This window comes from Paenarthrobacter sp. TA1.8 (assembly GCF_048595705.1).
Lineage (GTDB): Bacteria > Actinomycetota > Actinomycetes > Actinomycetales > Micrococcaceae > Arthrobacter > Arthrobacter nitroguajacolicus.
In genome coordinates, this window is sequence record NZ_CP184287.1 from 4,121,466 (window position 1) to 4,142,370 (window position 20,905).

Below are 20,905 nucleotides of genomic sequence, written 5' to 3' on the forward strand. Positions count from 1 at the left end.
CTAGCGGGCGTAGCGCTTCGTGAAGTTCCGGAGCACCCGCATGGGTTCGGTCACGGATGACTGGCGGGCCGTCTCGATGAGTTCATCGGCTGTGTGGGGCGGGAAGTAACCGGCATTCTTGTAGATGTTGATGCGGGTGATCAGGCCGTCGGCGTCGAGTTCGGGGTGGAACTGCGTGGCGTAGAGGTTGTTCTTGATCCGGAACATGTGCACCGGGCACGCCTCTGAACTGGCCAACAGCACAGCGTGCTCGGGAAGTTGGCTGCACGCTTCCTTGTGCCCAACGAACGCCTCGAAGGTGTGGGGGACGCCGCTAAGCATGGGATCCTGCTCCCCCTCTGCAGTCAGCGTGATCTCCGTTGGCCCTACTGCTTCGCCGAATCGGCGATCTATCACGGCGCCTTGGTGCACGCCCAGGGTGCCGACTCCGTAGCAAGCCCCCAGAAAAGGAAAGTCATCGGCCACGATTCGGTCCAGGAGTGATGAGAGTTCCGTCTCAACCCGGATCTGGTCTGCGCTCTTTTCCTCCACAGGATCGCTGGACGTGTAAGGGCTGCCACCGACGATCACGCCGGAATAGTCGGACAGTTCAAGGGGAGGCAAAGGCCCGGATTCCAGCCGAATACGAACCAACTCCTCCGGTTTCAGGCCGCAGTACCGGAGGTAGGCCTGGTACTCGTCATCGGCTGCGGCATCTTCGGCGCGGGTGGCCAGCAAGAGGAAGGGCTTCACAGGCCCAGTCTGCGCGAGGAATGGCTGACGGACAAAGTGTGTTGCAAACCGGAGGGGGTTTCTGACAGAGACTCCCTCGCATCACCGTGGCTGCATAACGTTGTAGGGATCCCTACAAAACCCCCAGAATCATTCCAGAGGAGCAATCTTTGAAGCAGCACCCCGTGGTCGTCGGAACGCCATCATCCAAGGCGTCGCGTGCTGAAACGCAGCAACCGAAGAAGATCCCGTGGGGCGGCCTCTTGGTACTGGCGGCTGCCGGTTTCACCGCAGTGACCACCGAGCTCCTGCCCTCGGGTCTGCTCCCCCAGATCAGCCGTGATCTGGGCGTGGACGAATCGGCCGTAGGTTTTCTCACTGCGGTCTACGCTGCGATCATCGTCTTTACCGCCCTTCCGCTCTCCCGGTTCCTGGCTGGACGGGTTCCCCGCAAGACGTTGTTGATCGGCACTGTTCTGGCGTTTGCCCTCAGCAACGTACTCCTCGCACTCAGCCCCACGTTGGGTTGGGCGATCGGGGCGCGGCTCCTTGGCGGCATCGCGCACGGAATGTTGTGGTCCAGCATGGCGCCGTATGTGGCGCGCATCGTTCCAGCACATTCCGTGGGCAAGGCCATGGCTGTTGTGTTCAGCGGCAACAGCATCGCGCTGGCCGTCGGCGCTCCCATTGGGACGCTGATGGGTTCACTCATGACGTGGCGGGCCTCGTTCTTGGTCCTTGCCGGAGTGGGCGCGCTCCTGGCAGTCCTGGCGTTCTGGCTTCTCCCGGGCGCGCATGACCAAGCCAGCCAGAAGACTCCGTCCCTCCGTGCGGCAATGAAACTGCCCGGCGTGATCGCTGTGGCCATCGCGTGGCCACTTCTGTTGCTTGCCCACTTCACGCTGTTCACCTACGTGGCTCCGTTCTTGCTCGCCTCGGGTCTGCCGGAATCTGCAACCAGCATCTCCCTGTCCGTGGTGGGAATCGCCAGCCTTGTAGGTATTTGGATTGCCGGCATGACGGCTGACTCCCGCCCACGCACCTCGGTGATTGCCGCCGTCGGACTTTTGACCCTTGCGTTCGCCCTGCTGCCTGCGCTGGGCGGCACCTGGGTGGGGGCGTTCGGGCTGATGACGCTGTGGGGCATCGCGTTCGGTGCGGTGGGCATCTACAACCAGGCCGCGATTCTCCGTGCAGGTGGCGAGCACAAGGATGCTGCCAACGGGCTCACCGTGGTGACCATCCAGCTGGGTATCGCCGTCGGCGCCGTGTACGGGGCTTTCGCCCTCACCACAGTAGGTGCCCAACTTGTGCCTCTGGCCGCAGCCCTGCCCACAGCGATCGCCTTAGTGATCATCATCGCCAGCCGACGCGGAGGCTATCCAGCCGGGCCGCAAGAGAAGCGCCGTTAACATCCCCGAAACATGGCAGTGACGTGATCTTCACGAACGGGGGATTTCTGTAACTTACCTGCAACTTAGCTCTTCTGAGTCGGAAACATAGCTCACCGAATATTGATCGGGGGGTTGGCGTGGGCCGGAACAACGGCCCCGTTTCGGACAGGCTCAATGAGAAGGGAACGCAGGTGGAGATCTCTGCGCAACACGTCTGGATGATGTTGTCGGCGGCAATGGTGCTGTTCATGACCCCCGGCCTCGGCCTTTTTTACGGTGGCATGACCCGAGCCAAGGCTGCACTCAACATGATCATGATGAGCTTCATCTCGGCGGGCATCGTTGGCGTGGTGTGGGTCCTGTGGGGCTACTCGATGACCACCGGCGACGGCTTCCTCGGCCTGTTCGGCAACCCCTTCGCGCACTTCGGCCTCCAGGACCTGATCGGCTCGCCCGATCTCATCAAGGCCGGCTTCGCCGCCACTTTCGCCATCATCACCGTGGCCCTCATCAGCGGTGCGATCGCCGACCGCGCCAAGTTCGGCGCTTGGGCACTGTTCGTTCCGATCTGGATCACCGTAGTTTACTGCCCGCTGGCCTACATGATCTGGGGCGGTGGCCTCATGAGCGCCGGGGGTGCAGTGACCCAAATCTTCGGCCAGGTCATCGACTTCGCCGGCGGCGCAGTGGTTGAGGTCAGTTCCGGAACCGCCGCTTTCGTCCTCGCACTGATCGTGGGAAAGCGTCACGGATTCGCCAAGGACCCCAACCACCGCCCGCACAACGTGCCGTTCATCATGATCGGTGCGGCCATCCTCTGGTTCGGCTGGTTCGGTTTCAACGGCGGCGCAGCAACCACGGCCGAGCAAGCCGGCCTCATCTGGATCAACACCTTGGTCACGCCGGCCGCGGCAATGCTCAGCTGGCTCGTTGTCGAGAAGATCCGTCACGGACACCCGACGTCGCTGGGTGCGGCGTCCGGCGTCGTGGCTGGCTTGGTGGCCATCACCCCTTCCTGCGCCAACATCAGCCCTCTTGCCGCCCTCGGGCTGGGCCTTGTTGCCGGCGCCGCCTGCGCATGGTTCGTTGACCTGAAGTACAGGTTCGGTTTCGACGACTCCCTGGACGTGGTGGGCGTGCACTTCGGCGCCGGCGTCATCGGCACACTGTCCTTGGGTTTCATCGCCTTCCCCACCGAGGGCATGGCCGGCGGCCTCCTTTACGGTGGCGGCCCGCAGCAGCTTATTGCACAGACAGTCGCCGTGCTGATCACCATCGCCCTGTCCGGTCTGGGAACGCTGGTTATCGGCCGGGCCATCCACAAGACCATCGGATTCCGGGTTCCCCTGGAGCACGAAGTCACCGGCGTCGACCTCACCCAGCACGCCGAGTCCGCCTACGAGTTCGGCCTCACCGCCCACGGCCATTTCCGCCAACAGCAGGCGCACCTTTCGGCACTGGTTACACGGAAGCCGGCTGCGGCCGTTCCGGAGGCCAAGGAGGACAGCTTCGCCTAAGGGACCCTTCGCAGAACTGCAGCCGACGGCGGAAGTTCAGTCCCGCCGTCGGCTGCTGTTTGTGCCGTCCCCGCCCAAGTGAGTCGCATTTGTGCGCGTTTTGGGCGCTCAAAACGCGCACAAATGCGACTCAGTTGGGTTAGCCGGAGCCGTTCCACAGGCGCTGCCACCACGTCCGCTTGCCCGGCGGTCCGGTTTCCGGCTCGGGAGATGCTGCGGCTGCCCTGCGCTGCCGCCACTTTTCCACCTCGGCCTCCACATCACGGAGCCTGGTGATCACTGGAGGCCCGCCTTGTAGTTGCCTGCGCGCCTCGATCACGCGTTTGTTGAAGTCCTCGAGGATGTCCCGGACCTGCTTGTCCGTGTATTGGTGGTCCAGCTTGGCGTCGAGCTCCGAGTCCTCGATCCGTAGCAAAATGGCGGGCGGGCCGATCCCACTCAGCCGTTCCCGCTGGATGAGTCCCTTGACCCACCAGTCGGGGTCGTAGTGCTCCCCCAAGCCGGGGATTGGCTTGCCGGCAAACTTCAGGTTGTCGAACTTGCCTTGGTTCATGGCGTCCCGGATGAGGTACTCAACCCGGGCAGCGTCGTCTACCTTGCGGCGCTTCTCGCGTTCTTGGGCATCCGCGGCCTCAAGCTCTGCATCTTCCTCGGCATTTCCGCCCCAGGAGCGCACCGCCCGCAGTTCCGCGCCCCTCTCGAGCTTGCGCCTGAAGGCGTTGTTCTCGGCGTTCACGTTCCCGCCACCTCCTCACACGGCAGCCCTCGCCTGCCGGAAATCGTGGTTCTGAATCCAGTATTCCGCACGTTGCTGTGGTTAATTCCCGTACCCCGGGGCTCGTTATTTGAAACCGGAGGGACCCCTGTGGAGTGGGTGCGGACCGCTGCCACCCACTTTGAAACTGCAGCAGCCCCGACACGCCGCCCCAAGGGGCGTGTGGGGGCTGATCGCAGCTCAAAGTGGGTGGTGGCGGCCCGGGTCCGGCGGCCCGAATGAGGAGCTACACGCGGACAGCCATGCTCGGATCCAGCTGCTCGATGCCCTCCGGCGTCACCAGGACAACCCGGGCAGTGCAGATGTCGTAGAACAATCCGGTGGCCTGCAGTTGACCGGATGCCAGGGCGGGGCCTGTGACAGGGTGTTCTTCCAATTTCCGGAGTTGAAGGGCCACGTTCACCATGCTCAATTGGTCGAGTCGGCTATACCCCTCAGCCGAAGCGGCAACCGCTACAGGGTGCCCGGCAAGCAACGCGGAGTAGCTCGGCCGCGCATGCTCCAGCCACGCGTCGAAGCCATCGCCCATGTCAGGCGAAGCACCCTCAGCATCTGCAATGACGGCCTTCATGGCACCGCAATTGGAGTGGCCACAGACCACTATCGAGTCCACGGCCAAGCCCTTCACGGCGAAGGACAGTGCCGAGTCGATCGAAGCATCGCTGCCGTCGTTGCACACCACGTTGCCGATGTTCCGGAGTGTGAGGAGGTCGCCCGGTCCACTACTGGTGATCAGGTTGGGGTTCACCCGGGAGTCCACGCAGGCAACAAAGAGCGTGTCCGGATTCTGCCCTTCCGTGAGGTCCTGCACCAGCGGACGGACCTTGTCCGCGTGGCGCCGGTGATACTTGTCGATGCCCAGGAGGATTGAGTGCAGCGGCAGCCGCCCGCCGTCGTCAACTGGGTTGGCTCCAGAAGGCAACCATGACGTGCGGGGCGGCAGCGGGAATTCGCGCGGGTCCTGGCGCTGCGGAGTGTTGTCCTCGGCGTCGCTGAAAGCAGTGGTGCCGTGTTCTTCGAGGATCACCGACGCGCCGGTGTTGCGCTGCTGCTTTTGCCAGGCGACCAGGGCTTCGCGGAAGGCGTGGTCGAGGTAGTCGGCGTTGAGTTCCACCACCACGTCCTGGCGTTCGGGCACGGAATGGAGGACGCGGTTGAGCCGGGGCAGCGCAAAGAAGCTGCATGAGCCGGCGATGGTCACACGCCACGGCAGCGCCTCAGCTGAGGGAGCATGGGCCTGGATCTGCGCGCGGAGAACACGCCAGAGCACGCACAGGGCAGCCAGCGCGAGGCCAATGATGACGCCCTCGAGGAGGTTGAGGGCCACGACGCAGACCAAGGTGACGCTGTAGACGAGGAGGTCGCCGGTGCGGAGGCTGGTGCGGATGTCGGCAATCTTGATGAGCTTTGCGCCGATCACCAGCAGCAGACCCGCGAGCACGGACAACGGAATCAACTGGATGAGGCCGGCGAAAAGCGCAGAAAACACCAGGACCCACACCCCGTGCAGGATGGCCGAGGTGCGGCTCTTGGCGCCCGCTTCAACGTTGGTTGCGCTGCGGACGATCACTCCGGTCACGGGGAGTCCGCCCAGCATGCCGGAAACGACGTTCGCTGAGCCCTGACCGACGAGTTCGCGGTTCAGGTTGGTGCGCGAGCCGCCGTGCATCTTATCCACGGCGACGGCTGACAAAAGCGACTCGATGCTCGCGATCAGCGCCACGGTGATGACGGCCATGGCCGCGGCGCGCCAGTTTCCGTCGGGCAAGCTGGGAAGTGCGATTGCGTCGAAAATGGACCCGCTGAAGCTGATGCGCTCGACGCTTGGTGCAACCGCAACGGAAACGGCTGTCACGGCGACGACGGCGGCAAGCGGTCCGGGGATTTTCCGCACTGCTGCGGGGAGGAACTTCCACGTCAGCAGGATTGCGACGACGGCCAGACCCAGCAGCGCAGAGTGGAGCTCAACATTGGTGATGGCCGCTGGAAGCCCGGTGAGGTTTTCGATAGCTGAGCCCGCGGCCTGACCGCCGAGAAGCACATGAAGTTGCTGGAGGATGATGGTAATCCCAATGCCTGCGAGCATTGCCTTGACCACCACCGGCGACACCGCCAGCGCCGCCCGGCCAATGCGGCTGACACCCATAAGCAGCTGCACGACGCCGGCAGCAGCGGTGATTGCGCACGTCACCTGCCAGCCGAACTCATCAACCAGACCGGCAACGACGACGGTCAGGCCGGCGGCAGGGCCGCTCACCTGTAGTGGGGAGCCCCCGAGGCTGCCCGCGACGATGCCGCCGACTGCTGCGGCGATGAGGCCTGCCATGACGGGAGCACCGGAGGCGGCGGCGATGCCGAGGGAAAGGGGAAGGGCAACCAGGAAGACGACGAGTGACGCGGGAAGGTCTGCCCCGAAGTTGCTCAGGAACGCGGGCTTGGTTCTCGGCGGGCTGTGTGAGTCGGCGGGAACGGTGGCGGATTCGTTGGATTGCGGCATGGTTACTCCTGGCTCGGAACTGCTGACCTCTCCAAGCTACGGAACCTGTCACCACTAATGACAAGTGGATGTGACAGGCATGACAAAAGTCGTGAAGCCGCGCTTCATATGGGGCCCAAGGGGAACTTTCGCGGGTATGGAGTGCGTTGAAGGTCCGGATCTTTGGTGTGCCTCGATGAAACATTGCGACCCGGATCACATTCGATGCACGGCTGGCTGTAGGCTTCGCTGGTTGAAGCGATAGTCGCGAATCGAATTATTGGGGGTTGAGCCTTGGCTGCTCGGGGTATATCCATGTCTTCCATCGGTGCTGGCAGGCGCCTTGCTGCTGGGCTTCTGGCCTTGCTTACGACGGCGACGGTCTTCGTTGGAGTAGGAGCCGGGCCGGCGCAGGCCGACTTCATCTCGGCTACGGTGCCCGCTGGAATCACCCCTTCCAATCTGGCGGTAAATCCCGCAACCAACAAGATCTACGTCCCAAACAAAAACAGCCAAACTGTTTCCGTCATTAATGGAACGACGAATAAGCCGCAGGTCCTGATCACCCGGCCCAAGCCGGAAACGGCAGTGGTCAACTCCACAACTAACAAGATCTATGTTGGTCATAGCGACGGCTATGTCACGGTTATTGATGGCGCAACAGATACCTTCACGACGATCCAAACAGGCGGATCAAGTGCACGTCTCGTGCTGAATGAGGTGACAAATCAGATCTACTTGCCCGACGGCCAAGGCATAGTTGTCATTGACGGCGCCAGTAATGCCATAAGCCGCATCACCGTAAGTCCTTTTGTGAGATCGCTTGCTGTGAACTCACAAACCAACCAAATTTATGCGGATTCTCTTGGCACCAACCTCTTTATCATCGACGTTAAAACGGGATTGCAAACCGTCATCAAGTTCGATGATTCCATAGATAAAATCACGGTCAATCAGCGGGACAACAAGGCGTACGTAACCAGTTCAAGTGGCTACTCATCGGGCAAAGTGACCATCATCGACGGCACAACCAATACGAGTGTCGCTCTCCCACTGAGCTCGCCTCCTGAGCAGGTGATTATCAATGACGTGACGAACCAGGTGTACATCGTCCACGCCACCTATCCCATGGCAAGCTTGACGCGATTGAACGGTGCAACGAATGCCATTCAATCGTTCCCACTGAGCATCAATCCAACGTATCTTGCCATCAACAGAGCGACAAATAAGATCTACATTTCCGGACACGTCGGCTTCCCATACATCGACGTGCTGGATGCCGCGACGATGTCCTCGGGACGAATCAAGACGGAATACGGCACAAATCCCGGTGCTATTGCAATAAATGAGAAGACCAACAAGATTTACATCTCAAACTATGAAAGGGTCGACGTCATCGATGGAAGGAACGTGGCCCCTACCATCATTTCATCGGCCCCACCCTCCAAGGGACGGGTCGCCTCATACTTTGAACATCAATTCGCTGCCAACGGATCCCTGACTCCGAAATTCAGAGTATCTGAAGGGACACTTCCCGCAGGCCTGACCCTGAATGAAACAGGCCTGCTCAGTGGCATTCCCACCGCAGCAGGCACCTCATACTTCAAGGTGACGGCAACGAATGGAACGGTCCCTGACGCGGTGACTCCAACGTTTGGCGTCACCGTGAAAAATCGGGATATCAGACACGACTACACCGGCGATGGAAGAACCGATGTTCTTGCTCGAGATGGCAGCGGGGGACTATGGCTTTATCCCGGAAACGGCTACGGCGGGTGGCTACCGCGTGTTCAAGTAGGTCAAGGTTGGAACGTTATGACGGCCATCATCTCTCCAGGCGACTTCAGCGGCGATGGAAAGGCGGACCTTCTTGCTCGGGATGGTAGTGGGACCATGTGGCTCTACAAGGGCAACGGCCAGGGCGGCTGGCTGCCAGGAGTCCGCGTGGGGCAAGGCTGGAACGAGATGAGCGAGATCACCGCAATCGGAGACTTCAATCTGGACGGAAATCCAGACATCTTCGCTCGCACCGATTGGGGTTCATTGGTCCAGTATTGGGGGAACGGGAATAGCGGGTGGCTCGGCCAGAATCATTTTAGTTTCTGGTGGAACAGCGCAAATTCCCTGACAGGCGCAGGCGACTTTGACAAAGACGGCTTCGAAGATCTCATGGCGCGCGATGCCTCAGGGGCATTGAATCTGTTCGAGGGAGGCCGGCATTCGGTTTTCGACCAAAGCAACCATATCAACGGGCTAGCAGTCGGCTTTGGCTGGAACGCCATGACCGCAATCGTGGGCCCCGGTGACTTCAACGGCGACGGCAACGTTGACCTCCTAGCCCGTGACGCCGGCGGAGCTCTCTGGCTCTACCCAAGCAACGGCCAGGGAGGCTGGCTCCCCCGCGGCCTGGTCGGCTCCGGCTGGAACGCCATGAACCTGATCATCTAGGCCCCGGAAAACAAAAGCAAAGCGAACGACGGCGGGAACCTCCCGTCGTCGTTCGCTGTACGCCCAACATGGCAAGACCCTAAGGCGCCTTAGAATAGGCTGGGTCTCATGACCGAACCCCACCCACAGCCCGTCCGCATTAGTTCTGAGCCCGCGCAGCTGCAAGCCCTGGAACCCGTGCTCGAAAAAGTGCGGGCAGCAGTGGGCAACGTACCCACATTGCTGACCATCGCCGAGGACATCGGACGGACAGCGCCAAAGCCAGGCGAGGGAAGCACCGTCAAGCTGTGGGAGCTCCTTGCCTCCGTGACTGCCGTGGATGTCGCTGCGGGACGAGTGCTCGAACCGCACCTCGATGCTCTGGCGATCCTCGCCCAAGCCGGAGTCCAAGCCGGAGTCCAAGCCCAGGCCGGAGCCGACGGCGAACAAAAAGGGGCCTGGGGAGTCTTCGCAGCGGAAGGCGCTGGGATGAAGCTCGAAGCCAAGCGAGATGCTGACGGCAACTACGCCCTGAACGGATCAAAGCCGTGGTGTTCGCTGGCCGCGCAGCTGGACCATGCCGTGATCACCGCGCACGCTGGAGATAACAGCCGGCGCGCCTTTGCCGTTGACCTAAAACATCAGGGCGTGACAGCCGAAACGCCTCAGTGGACCAGCCGCGGCCTGCAGGAAATCCCCAGCGGGACAGTCCATTTTGACCAGGTCGCAGCCCAGCCTTTGGGCCAAGAGGACTGGTATTTCAAGCGTCCTGGCTTCGCATGGGGTGGCATGGGCGTTGCTGCATGCTGGCTGGGTGGCGCCGTCGCGGTGGCGCGTGATTTTGCGGCTGCCCTGGCCAAAGCTGCAGACAACGGGCGCGAACCCGATCAGATTGCACTGGCTTCCCTAGGCGAAATTGATCGGATCATCACCTCCGCTACCGGCTATCTTGCAGTCGCGGCAGAACGCATCGACTCCGGCGAGTTGGAGGGCTCGGATCCTGACGGCCCGAGCACCTGGAGCGAAGCCCTTCGTGTGCGCGGGACTGTTGCCGCCGCCGTCGAGCGTGTTCAAATGCTGGTGTCGCAAAACCTCGGTCCCGGGCCGCTGGCTTTCAACGAGACGTATGGAAAGCGCATGGCGGACCTGTCGCTGTACATCCGGCAGCATCACGCCATGAGGGACGATGCCCAACTGGGCGCACTGGCTCTGAAAGGGGACCGCTGGTGGTAGCTTTCTCGCACACGGACACCGGGACAGCCGAGTCGGAATGGGCAGTCAGCGGAGTTGCAGCCCTGCCGGAATTGCCCTTGGATCCGTCCGAAATTGCGGCCACAGCCTTCGTGGTGCTGGCCGCGCACCCGGACGACGAATCTCTTGGCGCCGGTGGCTTCCTGGCCAAACTTCATACAGCCGGAGCTGCAGTGCAGTTCTTGCTTTGCACTGCAGGCGAAGCGTCGCACCCGGACTCACAAACCACGACGCCGGAACAGCTTGCCGCTGTCAGGCTCACGGAGTTCGACACGGGAGTGTCCGGGCTGGCTCCCAGCGCCACATGGCGGTTTCTGGAACTTCCCGATGGGCAACTTGCGGCCCACACCGAGGTCATCGCGAAAGCCGTCAGGGAAGCCGTCGCGTCCTTCGGCCACGCCGCGGAGAACGTTGTGCTTGTGGCCCCGTACCGTGCTGACGGGCACACGGACCATGACGTTTTGGGCACTGTCGCCGCGGAAGTCGCAACCAAGGACGGTCACGGGCTCCTGGAATATCCCATCTGGTACTGGCTATGGTCAGGACCGGATGACGCAACGTGGGAGTCGTGGGTTCGGGTCCCATTGAACAACCACGAACAGCAAGCCAAGGCCAACGCCATGAGCGCCCACGCCTCGCAAACGCAGCCGCTGTCCAGTAAGCCGGGCGATGAGACGCTACTGTCGGACGGCTTCCTTGAGCATTTCAAGAGGCCGTGGGAAACGTTCGCCTGGCATCCTTCCAAGGCGGGCAGCAACAGTGCCGCCGACGCGGAGCGGATCTTCGACGAGGTCCACTCCAAGGCCGAGGATCCGTGGAGTTACACGACCAGCTGGTATGAACGGCGCAAAAGGGCACTGACCTTGGCTGCTCTGCCGGAGGAATCTTATGAATCCGGCCTGGAAATAGGTTGCTCCATTGGCACCCTCAGCGAGGAGCTCGCAAAACGTTGCGGTCAGTTCCTGGCTGTGGACGCCAGCAGTGCTGCACTTGCCCAGGCAACTGAGCGGCTTTCCCAGTTCCCATCCGCGGAGGCAAGACACCTCACAATGCCCGGCGAGTGGCCCGAGGGTACCTTCGATTTGGTGGTGTTGTCCGAGACGGGCTATTACCTTTCGCCGGATGAGCTCACCGAACTACTGGCAAATATCGAAGCATCCACCCGTCCCGGCGGCACACTGCTCCTGTGCCATTGGCGGCACCCCATCTCCGGATGGGAATTGGATGCGGAGGCGGTCCATGCGATGGCCCGCAACCAACCCGGCTGGTCAACGCACGGACTCTACCGCGAGAAGGATTTCATGCTGGAGGTCCTTCTCGCTCCGGGCGGGACAGGATAACCGTGCCCGGCGGACGCGATATCAAGAGCGTGGGAGTCGTGATGCCTGCGCACAACGAGGAGCAACACATCGGTAAGGCCCTGCTCGCGCTGAAGACGGCCGCTGATGCGCTGGAACGGCGGCACCGCGCCATGGAAGCCAAGATCGTTGTGGTGTTGGATAACTGCAGTGACCGTTCGGCTGAGATCACCGCCGCGCGTGTCTCCAACGATCCTCGCTTCCGCGTGGTCAACGTCAAGCTGCGGAGCACGGGGGCGAGCCGGGATTTCGGCTTCCGCACGGCATTGGAATGCCTGCCAGCGAACGGGCCGGAGGGTATCTGGCTGGCCACCACAGACGCCGATTCCACCGTTCCGCAGCATTGGTTAACACGGCAGGTGGAACTGGCCAACGCGGGAGCGGACGCCATTCTTGGATCGGTGGAACCCGACCCCGAGGACATGGATCCCGTTATCCATCGCCGTTGGCTGGAGCTCCATCCGTTTCGGGAGGATCACCAGCACATTTATGGCGCCAATCTGGGCATCCGTGCCTCGGCCTATCTCACTGCAGGCGGCTTCCCAGCGCTGCGCGCCCACGAGGACCGCGTCCTGGTTGAGCGGCTCCGCCGGCATGGTTTTGCGGTCACCGCCACGGACACCATCCGCGTTTTGACCTCGGGGCGGACGCACGCCCGTGCTCCGGAAGGATTCGCCACGTATCTGCGCTCCCTTGCAGCTGAGCTGCCCCCTGCCGAGCTTCCGACTGCCGCCAGCGGCTAACCCGCCAGCAGCTAGCCCGCCAGCAGCTATCCCCTCAGTGCCCCCTCCAACGCGGCAATCGCTGCCTTCGTGATCGTTTCCCGTTGCCCGGATCCATCAATACGGAGCAGAATCCCGCGGTGCGCGTACGCCGTCAGCACCGGTTGCGTCTCGTCCCGGTACAGTTCCAGACGGCGTTGGATCACGGGTTCCGTGTCATCGGCACGCCCCTCTTCCTGCGCTCGGAGCAGCATCCGGGCAATGAGTTCATCATCGGAACCCGTTAGTTCGAGGACCGCTTCAAGGGCTTGCTGCCGATCAGCGAGGATCTCGTCCAGCGCACCAATCTGGATGACGGTCCTGGGGTAGCCGTCCAGGAGGAAACCGGCCGCGGCATCGGCTTCTTCAAGCCGCACCCTCAGCATGGCCGTGGTGACGTGGTCCGGCACAAACTCGCCGCGATCCATATATCCGCTGGCTTCAGCACCCAACTCTGTCTTGTCGAGGACGTGGGCGCGGAACAGCTCACCAGTAGAAATGGCAGGGATCCCAAAATGCCGCGCGATATGCTCCGCCTGCGTGCCTTTGCCGGAACCCGGAGGGCCCATGATGATCAATCGCGCCATGACACTGGTCCGTTTCGAGAGGCAGCCGGGACTTAACCATACGCCGACGACGACGGGAGGCACCCGCCGTCGTCGGCATCAATTCGCTGGCGACACGCAAATTCACCGGGGACGCCCGGATGTGGGTGTCGAGGATGAATTATCGCGGCGCGAGAGTACTTGCGCGCCCACCGCCCCCGCTGAGGGGGCGGACCTAGGAACTTGAGCGGGGATGCATAATACGCATTTGATCCCAGGTCCGCTCCGAGGCGGCGATGTTCTGGTTGGAGCGTTCGCGGTCCAAGGAGGCAAGCTCGACGGCGATCGCCTGGACCGCGGCCACCGCACCTGTCAGGGAAGGGAAGAAGCCGGCGCCCTCCGTGGGCACCACAATCCGATGGTCAGCGTGCACCGCCACAGGCGATCCCGCACTGTCGGTGATGGAAACGATGGGCGTGCCCAGATTGTGGGCGATGTCCACAGCCCGCATGGTGCTGTCGTAAACCCGCCAGAGACTGATGGCGATCACCAGGTCCTCTGCACCGAGCCGTGCAATGGCATTGGTGAGAGCAGCGACATCTGCATCGAGGAGCCGGACATTGTATCCGGCAATGATCGCGTTGTGCTCCAGCGCCTTGCCGGGGATGGCGTAACTTCCTGCCGCGACGATGAAAGTTTGCCGCGCACCCGCTATCGCCTTCGCAATATTGTGAAGCGTGTCCGCATCCAAGGTGCGCTCAAAATGGGCCAGGTTCGCGCGGTCTGTGGACACTGCAGCCTGAGCAGGACTGCTGATGTGGCCGTTGTGTTCGGCCGCAACCTCCACTGCGCTCAGCGACGCCAGGAACCGCGAGCGCAGCTCAAATTGAAAGTCCGCCCACCCTTTAAATCCCAGTGTTTGCGCGGTTCTGGTCACGGTTGAGGCGTTCGAGGCGGCCACTGCGGCAATGTCGCTGACGGAGCCGTAGGACGCAAGCCGGGGCTGGGAACGGAGGATGCCGATCACTTGCATTTGGCGCGACGCGAGCTTCCGCCCTTGGACGCGACTATCCAGCCACTCGGTCAACGTTGACGAGTCGAAATCTTCTTCCACCTATTGACCTACCTCACACTTTGGCCGTAACTTCGATACATCGCTTCTGCACAGACCCGTGCATATTCCTCAAAATGTACAACTTGGCCCACTTTGGCAGGAATCACCATGTCTCTCACAGCACGCTTGGATCGTCTGGCTCTCAGTCGACCACACTACAAGCTTCTCCTCATTGGAGGCCTCGGCTACTCGTTCGACGGTATGGACGGGGCTGTGGTCGCCTTCCTGCTCCCGCGCATCCAGGAACTGTGGGGCCTCAACACCGCCAGCCTCGGCTTGGTGGGCTCGGCGGCCCCGTTCGGTTTCTTCTTCGGCGCAATCCTGGCCGGCTGGATGGGCGACCGCTTTGGCCGTAAGAAGGTCATGCTCTGGGCACTCGCCTTCTACTGCGTCATGTCAGTGGTGGCGGCCATGGCCCCGAACTTTGAAGTCTTCCTCATTGCACGGATCTTTGCAGGTTTGGGTGCAGGTGCTGAAAGTGTGATCATTGCACCGTTCCTCTCCGAGTTCATTCCTCCGAGGCGTCGCGGCTGGTTCATCGGAACCTTGGCCGGCTTCTTCTCCTTCGGCTTCGTGGGCGCTGCACTCATCGGCCGCTTCGTTGTCCCGCTGGGCGAGGACGGCTGGCGGTGGGCCCAGGTGATCACTGCAATTCCCATCCTGCTCCTTCTCTGGTGGCGCCGCAGCCTGCCGGAATCACCGCGATACCTCATCAGTCGTGGCCGCATAGCTGAGGCTACGGAAGTGGTGGATCGTTTTGAGCAGAGCGTAGTGAAGGCCACCGGCAAACCACTCGCGCCCCTGCCGCCTGCCGAGGAAGAGATCACTAAACACGAGCAGAAGATCAGCATCTGGAACGCCCTCAAGTTCATGTGGTCCAAGGCCATGCGTCGCCGGACCGCCGTGATTTGGTTGATCTGGTTCGTCATCACGTTCTCCTACTACGGCTTCTTCTCCTGGATTCCCACCCTCCTTGTAGGCCGCGGCATCACCATCACCAAGAGCTTCGAGTTCTCCATCCTCATTTATCTGGCGCAGATCCCGGGCTACTTCTCCGCCGCTTGGTTGTGTGACCGGATTGACCGTAAGAACACCATTGCCCTGTACTTGGCGGGATCGGCCATCAGCGCCTTCTGGTTGAGCCAATCCAACGACTCCGGCATGATCCTCGTAGCAGCCGCAACGTTGTCCTTCTTCCTTAACGGAACCTACGCCGGCGTCTACGCCTACACTCCGGAGCTCTTCCCCACCTGGATGCGTGCCACAGGTGTCGGCCTGGCCAGCGCGGTAGGCCGTATCGGCAGCATCCTGGCTCCGTCCATCATCGGCATCTTCGCCGCTTCCCTTGGCTTCGGTGGAGTGTTCACCATGACCACGGTAGTACTGACCATCGGCGTGCTGGGCGTCGTGATCTTCGGCGCCTCCACAGCGGGCAAGTCGTTGGAGGACATCAACGCCCGCGCCGAACATGATCCGGCCGCGGCAGGAAGCAAGTGAAAGCGATGAATGCAGACGCAGTTTTCCAGCAAACCTTCGAGGCAATCCAGCAGGGACCAGGAGTCATCCTGTTCACCGCCCTGCAGTGGATTCCGGAACGCTCCAGCCTGAAGCGACTTTTCACCAGCCACCCGGCCGAATACCCGGTAGGCGGCGAGAAGACCGTGGAGATCTCCCCCGGCTGGTTGGGAACGGTCATTGAGGACAAGAAGCCGTTCCTCGCCCCCGATCTGGAAGCGCTACGGGAAGTCTTTTCAGACTCCGGACTCATCCAGCAACTGGGCTGCGGCGCCGTCATCAACGTGCCCGTCCTTGACCAGCAGCACAATGTTGTGGGCGTCCTGGCCCTGTTGGACGCAGAAGGCAAGTACACGCAGGAAAGTGTGGAAACCGCCGTCGACGTCATCAACGCGAACCGGGCTGAACTGGTTCAGGCCTTTGAAGCGCATCCCACCAAAGCCCCCGAAACCCCTGCGAAGGACATCGTTTAACGTGAGTACCACCCCAGAAACCACCCCGTTGGTCATCCGCAACGCGAGCGTCCTGGACGTTGAGGCCGGCACTTTCTCCACTGCCGACGTCGTAAGCGTTGACGGAAAGATCAGCAGCGTCGGGCCGAACGCCGAAATGCCCTCCGGCGCGCGGGTCATCGACGGCACCGGCAAATTTGTTATCCCTGGCCTGATCGATGCCCACGTCCACGTGGTGGCTTCCAGCGCCGACTTCCGTTCACTCACCTACACCCCGGCGTCCTACGTCTACGCGCAGACGGCCCGGGTCATGGGACAGATGCTGCGTCGCGGCTTCACGACTGTCCGAGACCTGTCCGGCGCCGATTTTGGGCTGGCGATGGCTCAGGAGGAAGGTCTGCTCGAGGGTCCGAAGATCCACTTCTGCGGTCACGCGCTCAGCCAGACCGGCGGTCACGGCGATATGCGCCTGCCAGGCGAAGACCATGACCCTAACGGACGCGGCTGTTGCGGCATCGGTCGCGTGGCCGACGGCGTGGATGCTGTCCGCGCCGCCGCTCGCGACGAGATCCGCAAGGGCGCCCACCACATCAAGATCATGGCATCCGGTGGCGTCTCTTCTCCCACGGACCGCATCGACTCCACCCAGTACTCCATGGAAGAGATGCGCGCCGCCGTGGAAGAGGCCCAAGCCGCCAACCGCTACGTCGCCGCCCACGCCTACACCGCCCGCGCTATCAACCGCGCCCTGGAAGCAGGTGTCCGCTCGATCGAACACGGCAACCTTTTGGACGACGAGAGCCTCAAGCTATTCCTGGAAAAGGACGCTTTCCTGGTCCCCACCCTTGTCACCTACTGGGCGCTGAAGGAAGAGGGCAAGGAATTCGGGCTCACGGAGGAAATGTGGGCCAAAGTGGATTCCGTACTCACCAGCGGACTCGAAGCGATCGCCCGCGCCCACGAAGCGGGAGTCAAAATGGCCTTCGGTTCGGACCTTCTGGGCGGGATGCACCGACACCAGAACGAGCAGTTCAGGCTGCTCGGCAAGGTCCAGCCGGCAATTGACGCCATCCGCTCTGCAACCACGACGGCGGCGCTGCTGCTTGAGCGCGAAGGTGAACTTGGCGTGATCTCGCCTGGTGCAGATGCCGACATGCTGGTCCTCGGGGCCGACCCTGTTGCGGATATTTCCGTGCTGGCCGACATCTCCGGGCATCTTGAGTACCTCATCCAGAATGGCCGGGTGATCTCCTAGCTTCTGTGCCTGCCGCGTGTGCAGTCCTTCCCGACGCTCTCTCACCTAACGCGCCATTTCCGCCGACGCTCTATCACCCGGTGATAGAGCGTTGGGCGGAAGGGGCCGTTAGGTGAGAGAGCGTTTGGGCTGACCGGGCCTGTTATTACCCTCCCAAAAGCTCGATAATGTAAGTATGCTGATCAATATCGAGTAGGAGGACATGATGACCACGAAAGTGAACAAGACCATCATGGTCAACGTTCCGGTCAGTACGGCCTACAGGCAGTGGACCAAGTTCGAGGAGTTTCCGCACTTCATGGGCGGGGTCGAGCGCGTGACACGGCTCAGCGACGACCGGCTGGAATGGGTGGCCGAAATAGCGGGCGTCCATCGCCGCTGGGAAGCCAAGATCGTTCAGCAGGACGTGGACCGCGCTGTAGCCTGGGCCGCCGTCGAGGGTGCCAAGAATGCCGGCTGGGTTGATTTCAAGGAGGCGGGCCCCAGCCAGATGTCCCTGCATCTGTCCCTGGAATACGAACCGCACGGCGTCCTCGAATTCCTGGGAGACAAGCTGCACATTGTTGAAAGGCAGGCTGAGTCAGACTTGAAGAAGTTCAAGGAGTACATCGAGAAGCAGGCACCGGAGACCGGCGTCGAGACCACGGGGTCAACCACCACGGCCAGCGCCACCGGCACGGGGACTTCCGGCACCCCCACCTCGGATTCGCCGCCGATCGTCGATCCCGTCACCCACGTCTTTGACCAAACCAACGGGTTGGTGGACCTTGAGGGCGACTCCGATGAAACCGCTGACAGCGACACCCGCAGTGCCGCCGAACGGCAGAAGGACGAGGACCGCGGCCCAGGCTTCATCCCGCCCCAGAGCGGATGGCTGCCAGGACAGCGCTGAACCTAAATGTCGAGTGCCGCCCGGTTCAACGCGACCCGGGCGGCACTCACTTGTTAAGCACTCTGTGTTAAAGGGCCTTCGCCCGCAGGGAACCGGCTACTTCTTGGTCCCCGTGTAGACGACGTCGGGAATCGCCGGAGCCTGCATGCCCTCACCAATGAAGAAGCTCGGGTGCGGCGGCTGGTTGTAGGCGACGTTTTCGCGGGCCACAGCTGTGCGGTAGACCGTGTCATGCATGAGGGTCCTCAGGCGAACCTCGGTGGGGGCCGTAGTGGTGTAGATCCGCAACTCGCTGCTGTCGGTGGACGGCCAGGCGATCTCTTCGCGCCAGTCACCCAGGATGTCCGCTTGGACTGACGGGTTGCCCTTGGTGGTGTTGTTACTGCGTGCACCTTCGGCAGTCAGGAGCCGGTCGCTGGACTCGGTTTCCCAGTTCCATTTGGAGATGGTGGGAACGCCGCGGGACAACGTTGCGTCATAGTCGTGGTCCACAATTTCGCGGAGCAGGTCACCATCCCACCATGCCAGGAAGTTCGCGGCGGGGATCTTCCCGGCGATCAGCTCACCCTTGGCCGATACCAACTGACCAACGGGTGAATCCCACGCGGCCGTGCCTCCGACGGCCCATCCTTCCGCTCCGGCATAGCGGGGATCGATGTCACCTGCCGCACCGCGACCGGTGTCCCTGGCCGCGGGGATGCTCCAGAGGACTTCACCGGTAGCGGCGTCGCGGAATGTTGCTCCACGGTTGCCGCTCTGGCTCATGCTCTCGTGGACGGCGAACGTCTCCAGCCCAGGCCTGGACGGGTCGAGGTCGCTGGTGTGTATGGCATCGCCGTGGCCAAGCTTGGTGTTGTAAAGAGGCTGGCCATTGTCGTCGATGGTCATGGAACCGAAGACGAACTCGTCCTTGCCGTCCTGGTCCACGTCAGCAACAGACAAGTTGTGGTTACCCTGCCCCTTGTATTCATCCCCGGCAAGGTTCGAATCGAAGGTCCAGCGCTTCACGAGCTTGCCGTCCACCAGATCGTAGGTGACCAGGACGGTGCGCGTGTAGTAGCCACGGCTGACCATCATGGATGGATGTACCCCGTCGAGGTAGGCCACTCCGGCCAGGAAGCGGTCTACACGATTTCCGTAGTTGTCGCCCCAGCCGCCGACAGTGCCACGCGGGGGCTCGTAGGCCACAGTGTCCATGATGGTGCCGGTCCTGCCATTGAAGACGGTCAGGAATTCAGGACCGGAAAGGATGTAACCGGCACTGTTGCGGAAGTCGGCGTCGGCGTTCCCGATGACCGTTCCGGCGGCATCGCGAGTGCCATCGGCAGTCTTGAGGGAAACCTCAGCCTTGCCATCGCCGTCGAAGTCGTAGGCCAAAACCTGGGTGTAATGCGCGCCGGCGCGGATGTTGCGGCCCAAGTCAATGCGCCACAGCTTGGTGCCATCGAGCTTGTAGGCGTCCACGTAGACGTTGCCCGTGAATCCGGACTGGGAGTTGTCCTTGGCGTTGGAAGGTGCCCAAGTTTGAATGACCTCATATTTGCCATCACCGTCGAGGTCAGCGACAGTCGCATCGTTGGCGGAGTAGGTGTAGGGCTTGCCGTCTGGGGTCACTCCATCGGCCGGTTTGTCCAGCTTGATGGCCACATGGTTCTGCGCCAGCGGCGTCACCGCTTCGCTCAGCTTGTCCTCGCCCTGCCCATTGCCGACGGTTTTGATGACGTAGTTGGACTCCGCCGTTCCATCCGGGTCCACGAACATTGTGGCGCTTCGGAGGGGTTCCGGGGTGATGTTTACCCCGTCGCGCAGGACTTGGAAGCCGACGCTGTCCTTGTCCAGGCCGAGCATGCGCCAGCTCACCGTGACGCCCTGATCCGTCAGGACAGCAACCGGCGCCCGGTCCAGGTTCTCCACTTGCCGCTTGAGGGTGGATGGATCCTTCGCAGCAGGCACGACGCCGGGGCGGCCGGCTTGCGCTGCTTGCGGGAGTTGGGCGGGGGCTGCTTGAGCGAGCGGGACGCCCGTCAGTGCGATGGCCGCGGCAGCGAGTGAAGCGGAGGCCGCCATGGGGACGGCCTTCCATACACGGCCACCGGTACTGCGGTAGGAACATTTCGAGGGGTAAGCCAAAGAACATCTCCTTTGATGCTGGGCGGCAGGGGGATCTGTCGCTCTTCGATTGGAACGTTTCACACACCACGAACAGAAGCACCTCCAACCTTGGGGCGATGGTGCCGCGACATGAGAAAACGCTTTCCGCTCACAAGGTTTACCAGCGCGTGAATCACGCGGTCAAGAGTCTGACGCGAAATGACTGTGAGATTTCGGTGGGGAATGTTCGATTTTGTACCGTTACTCTTGGCGGTTACACGGAGTCATGAGCAACGTGCAATCGGTCACACTTAGCCGGATTTACTTGTCAACCGTGGTGGGCAGCATGAACCATGAATGAGGGAGTTCGT

The 20,905-nt window shown here is 61.9% G+C and carries 16 protein-coding genes; 10 read left to right on the forward strand and 6 right to left on the reverse strand.

Features of this window, described 5'->3' with window-relative positions; genetic code table 11:
* The gene (locus tag ACNAOT_RS19165; protein ID WP_091470345.1) at positions 1 to 732 is read right to left on the reverse strand and encodes a glutamine amidotransferase; all 732 of its coding nucleotides are present in this window, start codon (positions 730 to 732) and stop codon (positions 1 to 3) included.
* A 164-nt stretch (positions 733 to 896) separates the two neighbouring features.
* On the opposite strand from ACNAOT_RS19165, the gene ACNAOT_RS19170 reads away from it, so the two are divergent.
* Both ACNAOT_RS19170 and ACNAOT_RS19175 read left to right on the forward strand, forming a co-directional pair.
* The gene (locus ACNAOT_RS19170; RefSeq protein WP_420181197.1) at positions 897 to 2,123 is read left to right on the forward strand and encodes an MFS transporter; all 1,227 of its coding nucleotides are present in this window, start codon (positions 897 to 899) and stop codon (positions 2,121 to 2,123) included.
* Between the two features lie 173 nt (positions 2,124 to 2,296).
* On the forward strand, positions 2,297 to 3,622 hold the full coding sequence (locus ACNAOT_RS19175) for an ammonium transporter (RefSeq protein WP_420181198.1): 1,326 nt from the start codon (positions 2,297 to 2,299) through the stop codon (positions 3,620 to 3,622).
* 139 nt (positions 3,623 to 3,761) lie between these two features.
* Here ACNAOT_RS19175 and ACNAOT_RS19180 read toward each other — a convergent pair whose 3' ends face one another.
* Both ACNAOT_RS19180 and ACNAOT_RS19185 read right to left on the reverse strand, forming a co-directional pair.
* Positions 3,762 to 4,358: a DnaJ family domain-containing protein gene (locus ACNAOT_RS19180; RefSeq protein ID WP_420178995.1), complete on the reverse strand. Its 597-nt coding sequence runs from the start codon at positions 4,356 to 4,358 to the stop codon at positions 3,762 to 3,764.
* A 265-nt stretch (positions 4,359 to 4,623) separates the two neighbouring features.
* Entirely contained in the window at positions 4,624 to 6,894 is a 2,271-nt protein-coding gene (locus ACNAOT_RS19185) for a SulP family inorganic anion transporter (RefSeq protein ID WP_420178996.1), read from the reverse strand.
* Between the two features lie 294 nt (positions 6,895 to 7,188).
* On the opposite strand from ACNAOT_RS19185, the gene ACNAOT_RS19190 reads away from it, so the two are divergent.
* From ACNAOT_RS19190 to ACNAOT_RS19205, 4 genes are all read left to right on the forward strand, one after another.
* The gene (locus ACNAOT_RS19190; RefSeq protein WP_420178997.1) at positions 7,189 to 9,321 is read left to right on the forward strand and encodes an FG-GAP-like repeat-containing protein; all 2,133 of its coding nucleotides are present in this window, start codon (positions 7,189 to 7,191) and stop codon (positions 9,319 to 9,321) included.
* Positions 9,322 to 9,429: 108 nt separating this feature from the next.
* Positions 9,430 to 10,533, forward strand: coding sequence for an acyl-CoA dehydrogenase family protein (locus tag ACNAOT_RS19195; RefSeq protein WP_420178998.1), 1,104 nt, complete (start codon positions 9,430 to 9,432; stop codon positions 10,531 to 10,533).
* Positions 10,527 to 11,891, forward strand: coding sequence for a PIG-L family deacetylase (locus tag ACNAOT_RS19200; protein WP_420178999.1), 1,365 nt, complete (start codon positions 10,527 to 10,529; stop codon positions 11,889 to 11,891). Before ACNAOT_RS19195 ends, ACNAOT_RS19200 begins: the two co-directional genes overlap by 7 nt.
* Before the next feature lie 2 nt (positions 11,892 to 11,893).
* Complete coding sequence (locus ACNAOT_RS19205) at positions 11,894 to 12,652, forward strand: glycosyltransferase (RefSeq protein ID WP_420179000.1); 759 nt, start codon at positions 11,894 to 11,896, stop codon at positions 12,650 to 12,652.
* A 26-nt stretch (positions 12,653 to 12,678) separates the two neighbouring features.
* Here the strand turns inward: ACNAOT_RS19205 and ACNAOT_RS19210 are convergent, their stop codons facing one another.
* Positions 12,679 to 13,257 carry an adenylate kinase gene (locus ACNAOT_RS19210; protein WP_420179001.1) on the reverse strand — a complete coding sequence of 193 codons (579 nt, stop codon included), beginning with the start codon at positions 13,255 to 13,257 and terminating at the stop codon, positions 12,679 to 12,681.
* Between the two features lie 193 nt (positions 13,258 to 13,450).
* On the reverse strand, positions 13,451 to 14,329 hold the full coding sequence (locus tag ACNAOT_RS19215) for a MurR/RpiR family transcriptional regulator (RefSeq protein WP_420179002.1): 879 nt from the start codon (positions 14,327 to 14,329) through the stop codon (positions 13,451 to 13,453).
* A 108-nt stretch (positions 14,330 to 14,437) separates the two neighbouring features.
* Between ACNAOT_RS19215 and ACNAOT_RS19220 the strand changes: the two genes are divergently transcribed.
* From ACNAOT_RS19220 to ACNAOT_RS19235, 4 genes are all read left to right on the forward strand, one after another.
* Complete coding sequence (locus tag ACNAOT_RS19220; RefSeq protein ID WP_178994163.1) at positions 14,438 to 15,826, forward strand: MFS transporter; 1,389 nt, start codon at positions 14,438 to 14,440, stop codon at positions 15,824 to 15,826.
* A 5-nt stretch (positions 15,827 to 15,831) separates the two neighbouring features.
* Positions 15,832 to 16,317: a GAF domain-containing protein gene (locus tag ACNAOT_RS19225; protein ID WP_420181199.1), complete on the forward strand. Its 486-nt coding sequence runs from the start codon at positions 15,832 to 15,834 to the stop codon at positions 16,315 to 16,317.
* Position 16,318: 1 nt separating this feature from the next.
* Entirely contained in the window at positions 16,319 to 17,551 is a 1,233-nt protein-coding gene (locus tag ACNAOT_RS19230) for an amidohydrolase family protein (protein ID WP_420179003.1), read from the forward strand.
* 205 nt (positions 17,552 to 17,756) lie between these two features.
* The gene (locus ACNAOT_RS19235; RefSeq protein WP_420179004.1) at positions 17,757 to 18,443 is read left to right on the forward strand and encodes an SRPBCC family protein; all 687 of its coding nucleotides are present in this window, start codon (positions 17,757 to 17,759) and stop codon (positions 18,441 to 18,443) included.
* Between the two features lie 96 nt (positions 18,444 to 18,539).
* On the opposite strand, the gene ACNAOT_RS19240 is transcribed toward ACNAOT_RS19235, so the two are convergent.
* The gene (locus tag ACNAOT_RS19240; RefSeq protein WP_420179005.1) at positions 18,540 to 20,573 is read right to left on the reverse strand and encodes a rhamnogalacturonan lyase; all 2,034 of its coding nucleotides are present in this window, start codon (positions 20,571 to 20,573) and stop codon (positions 18,540 to 18,542) included.
* Positions 20,574 to 20,905: the final 332 nt, after the last annotated feature.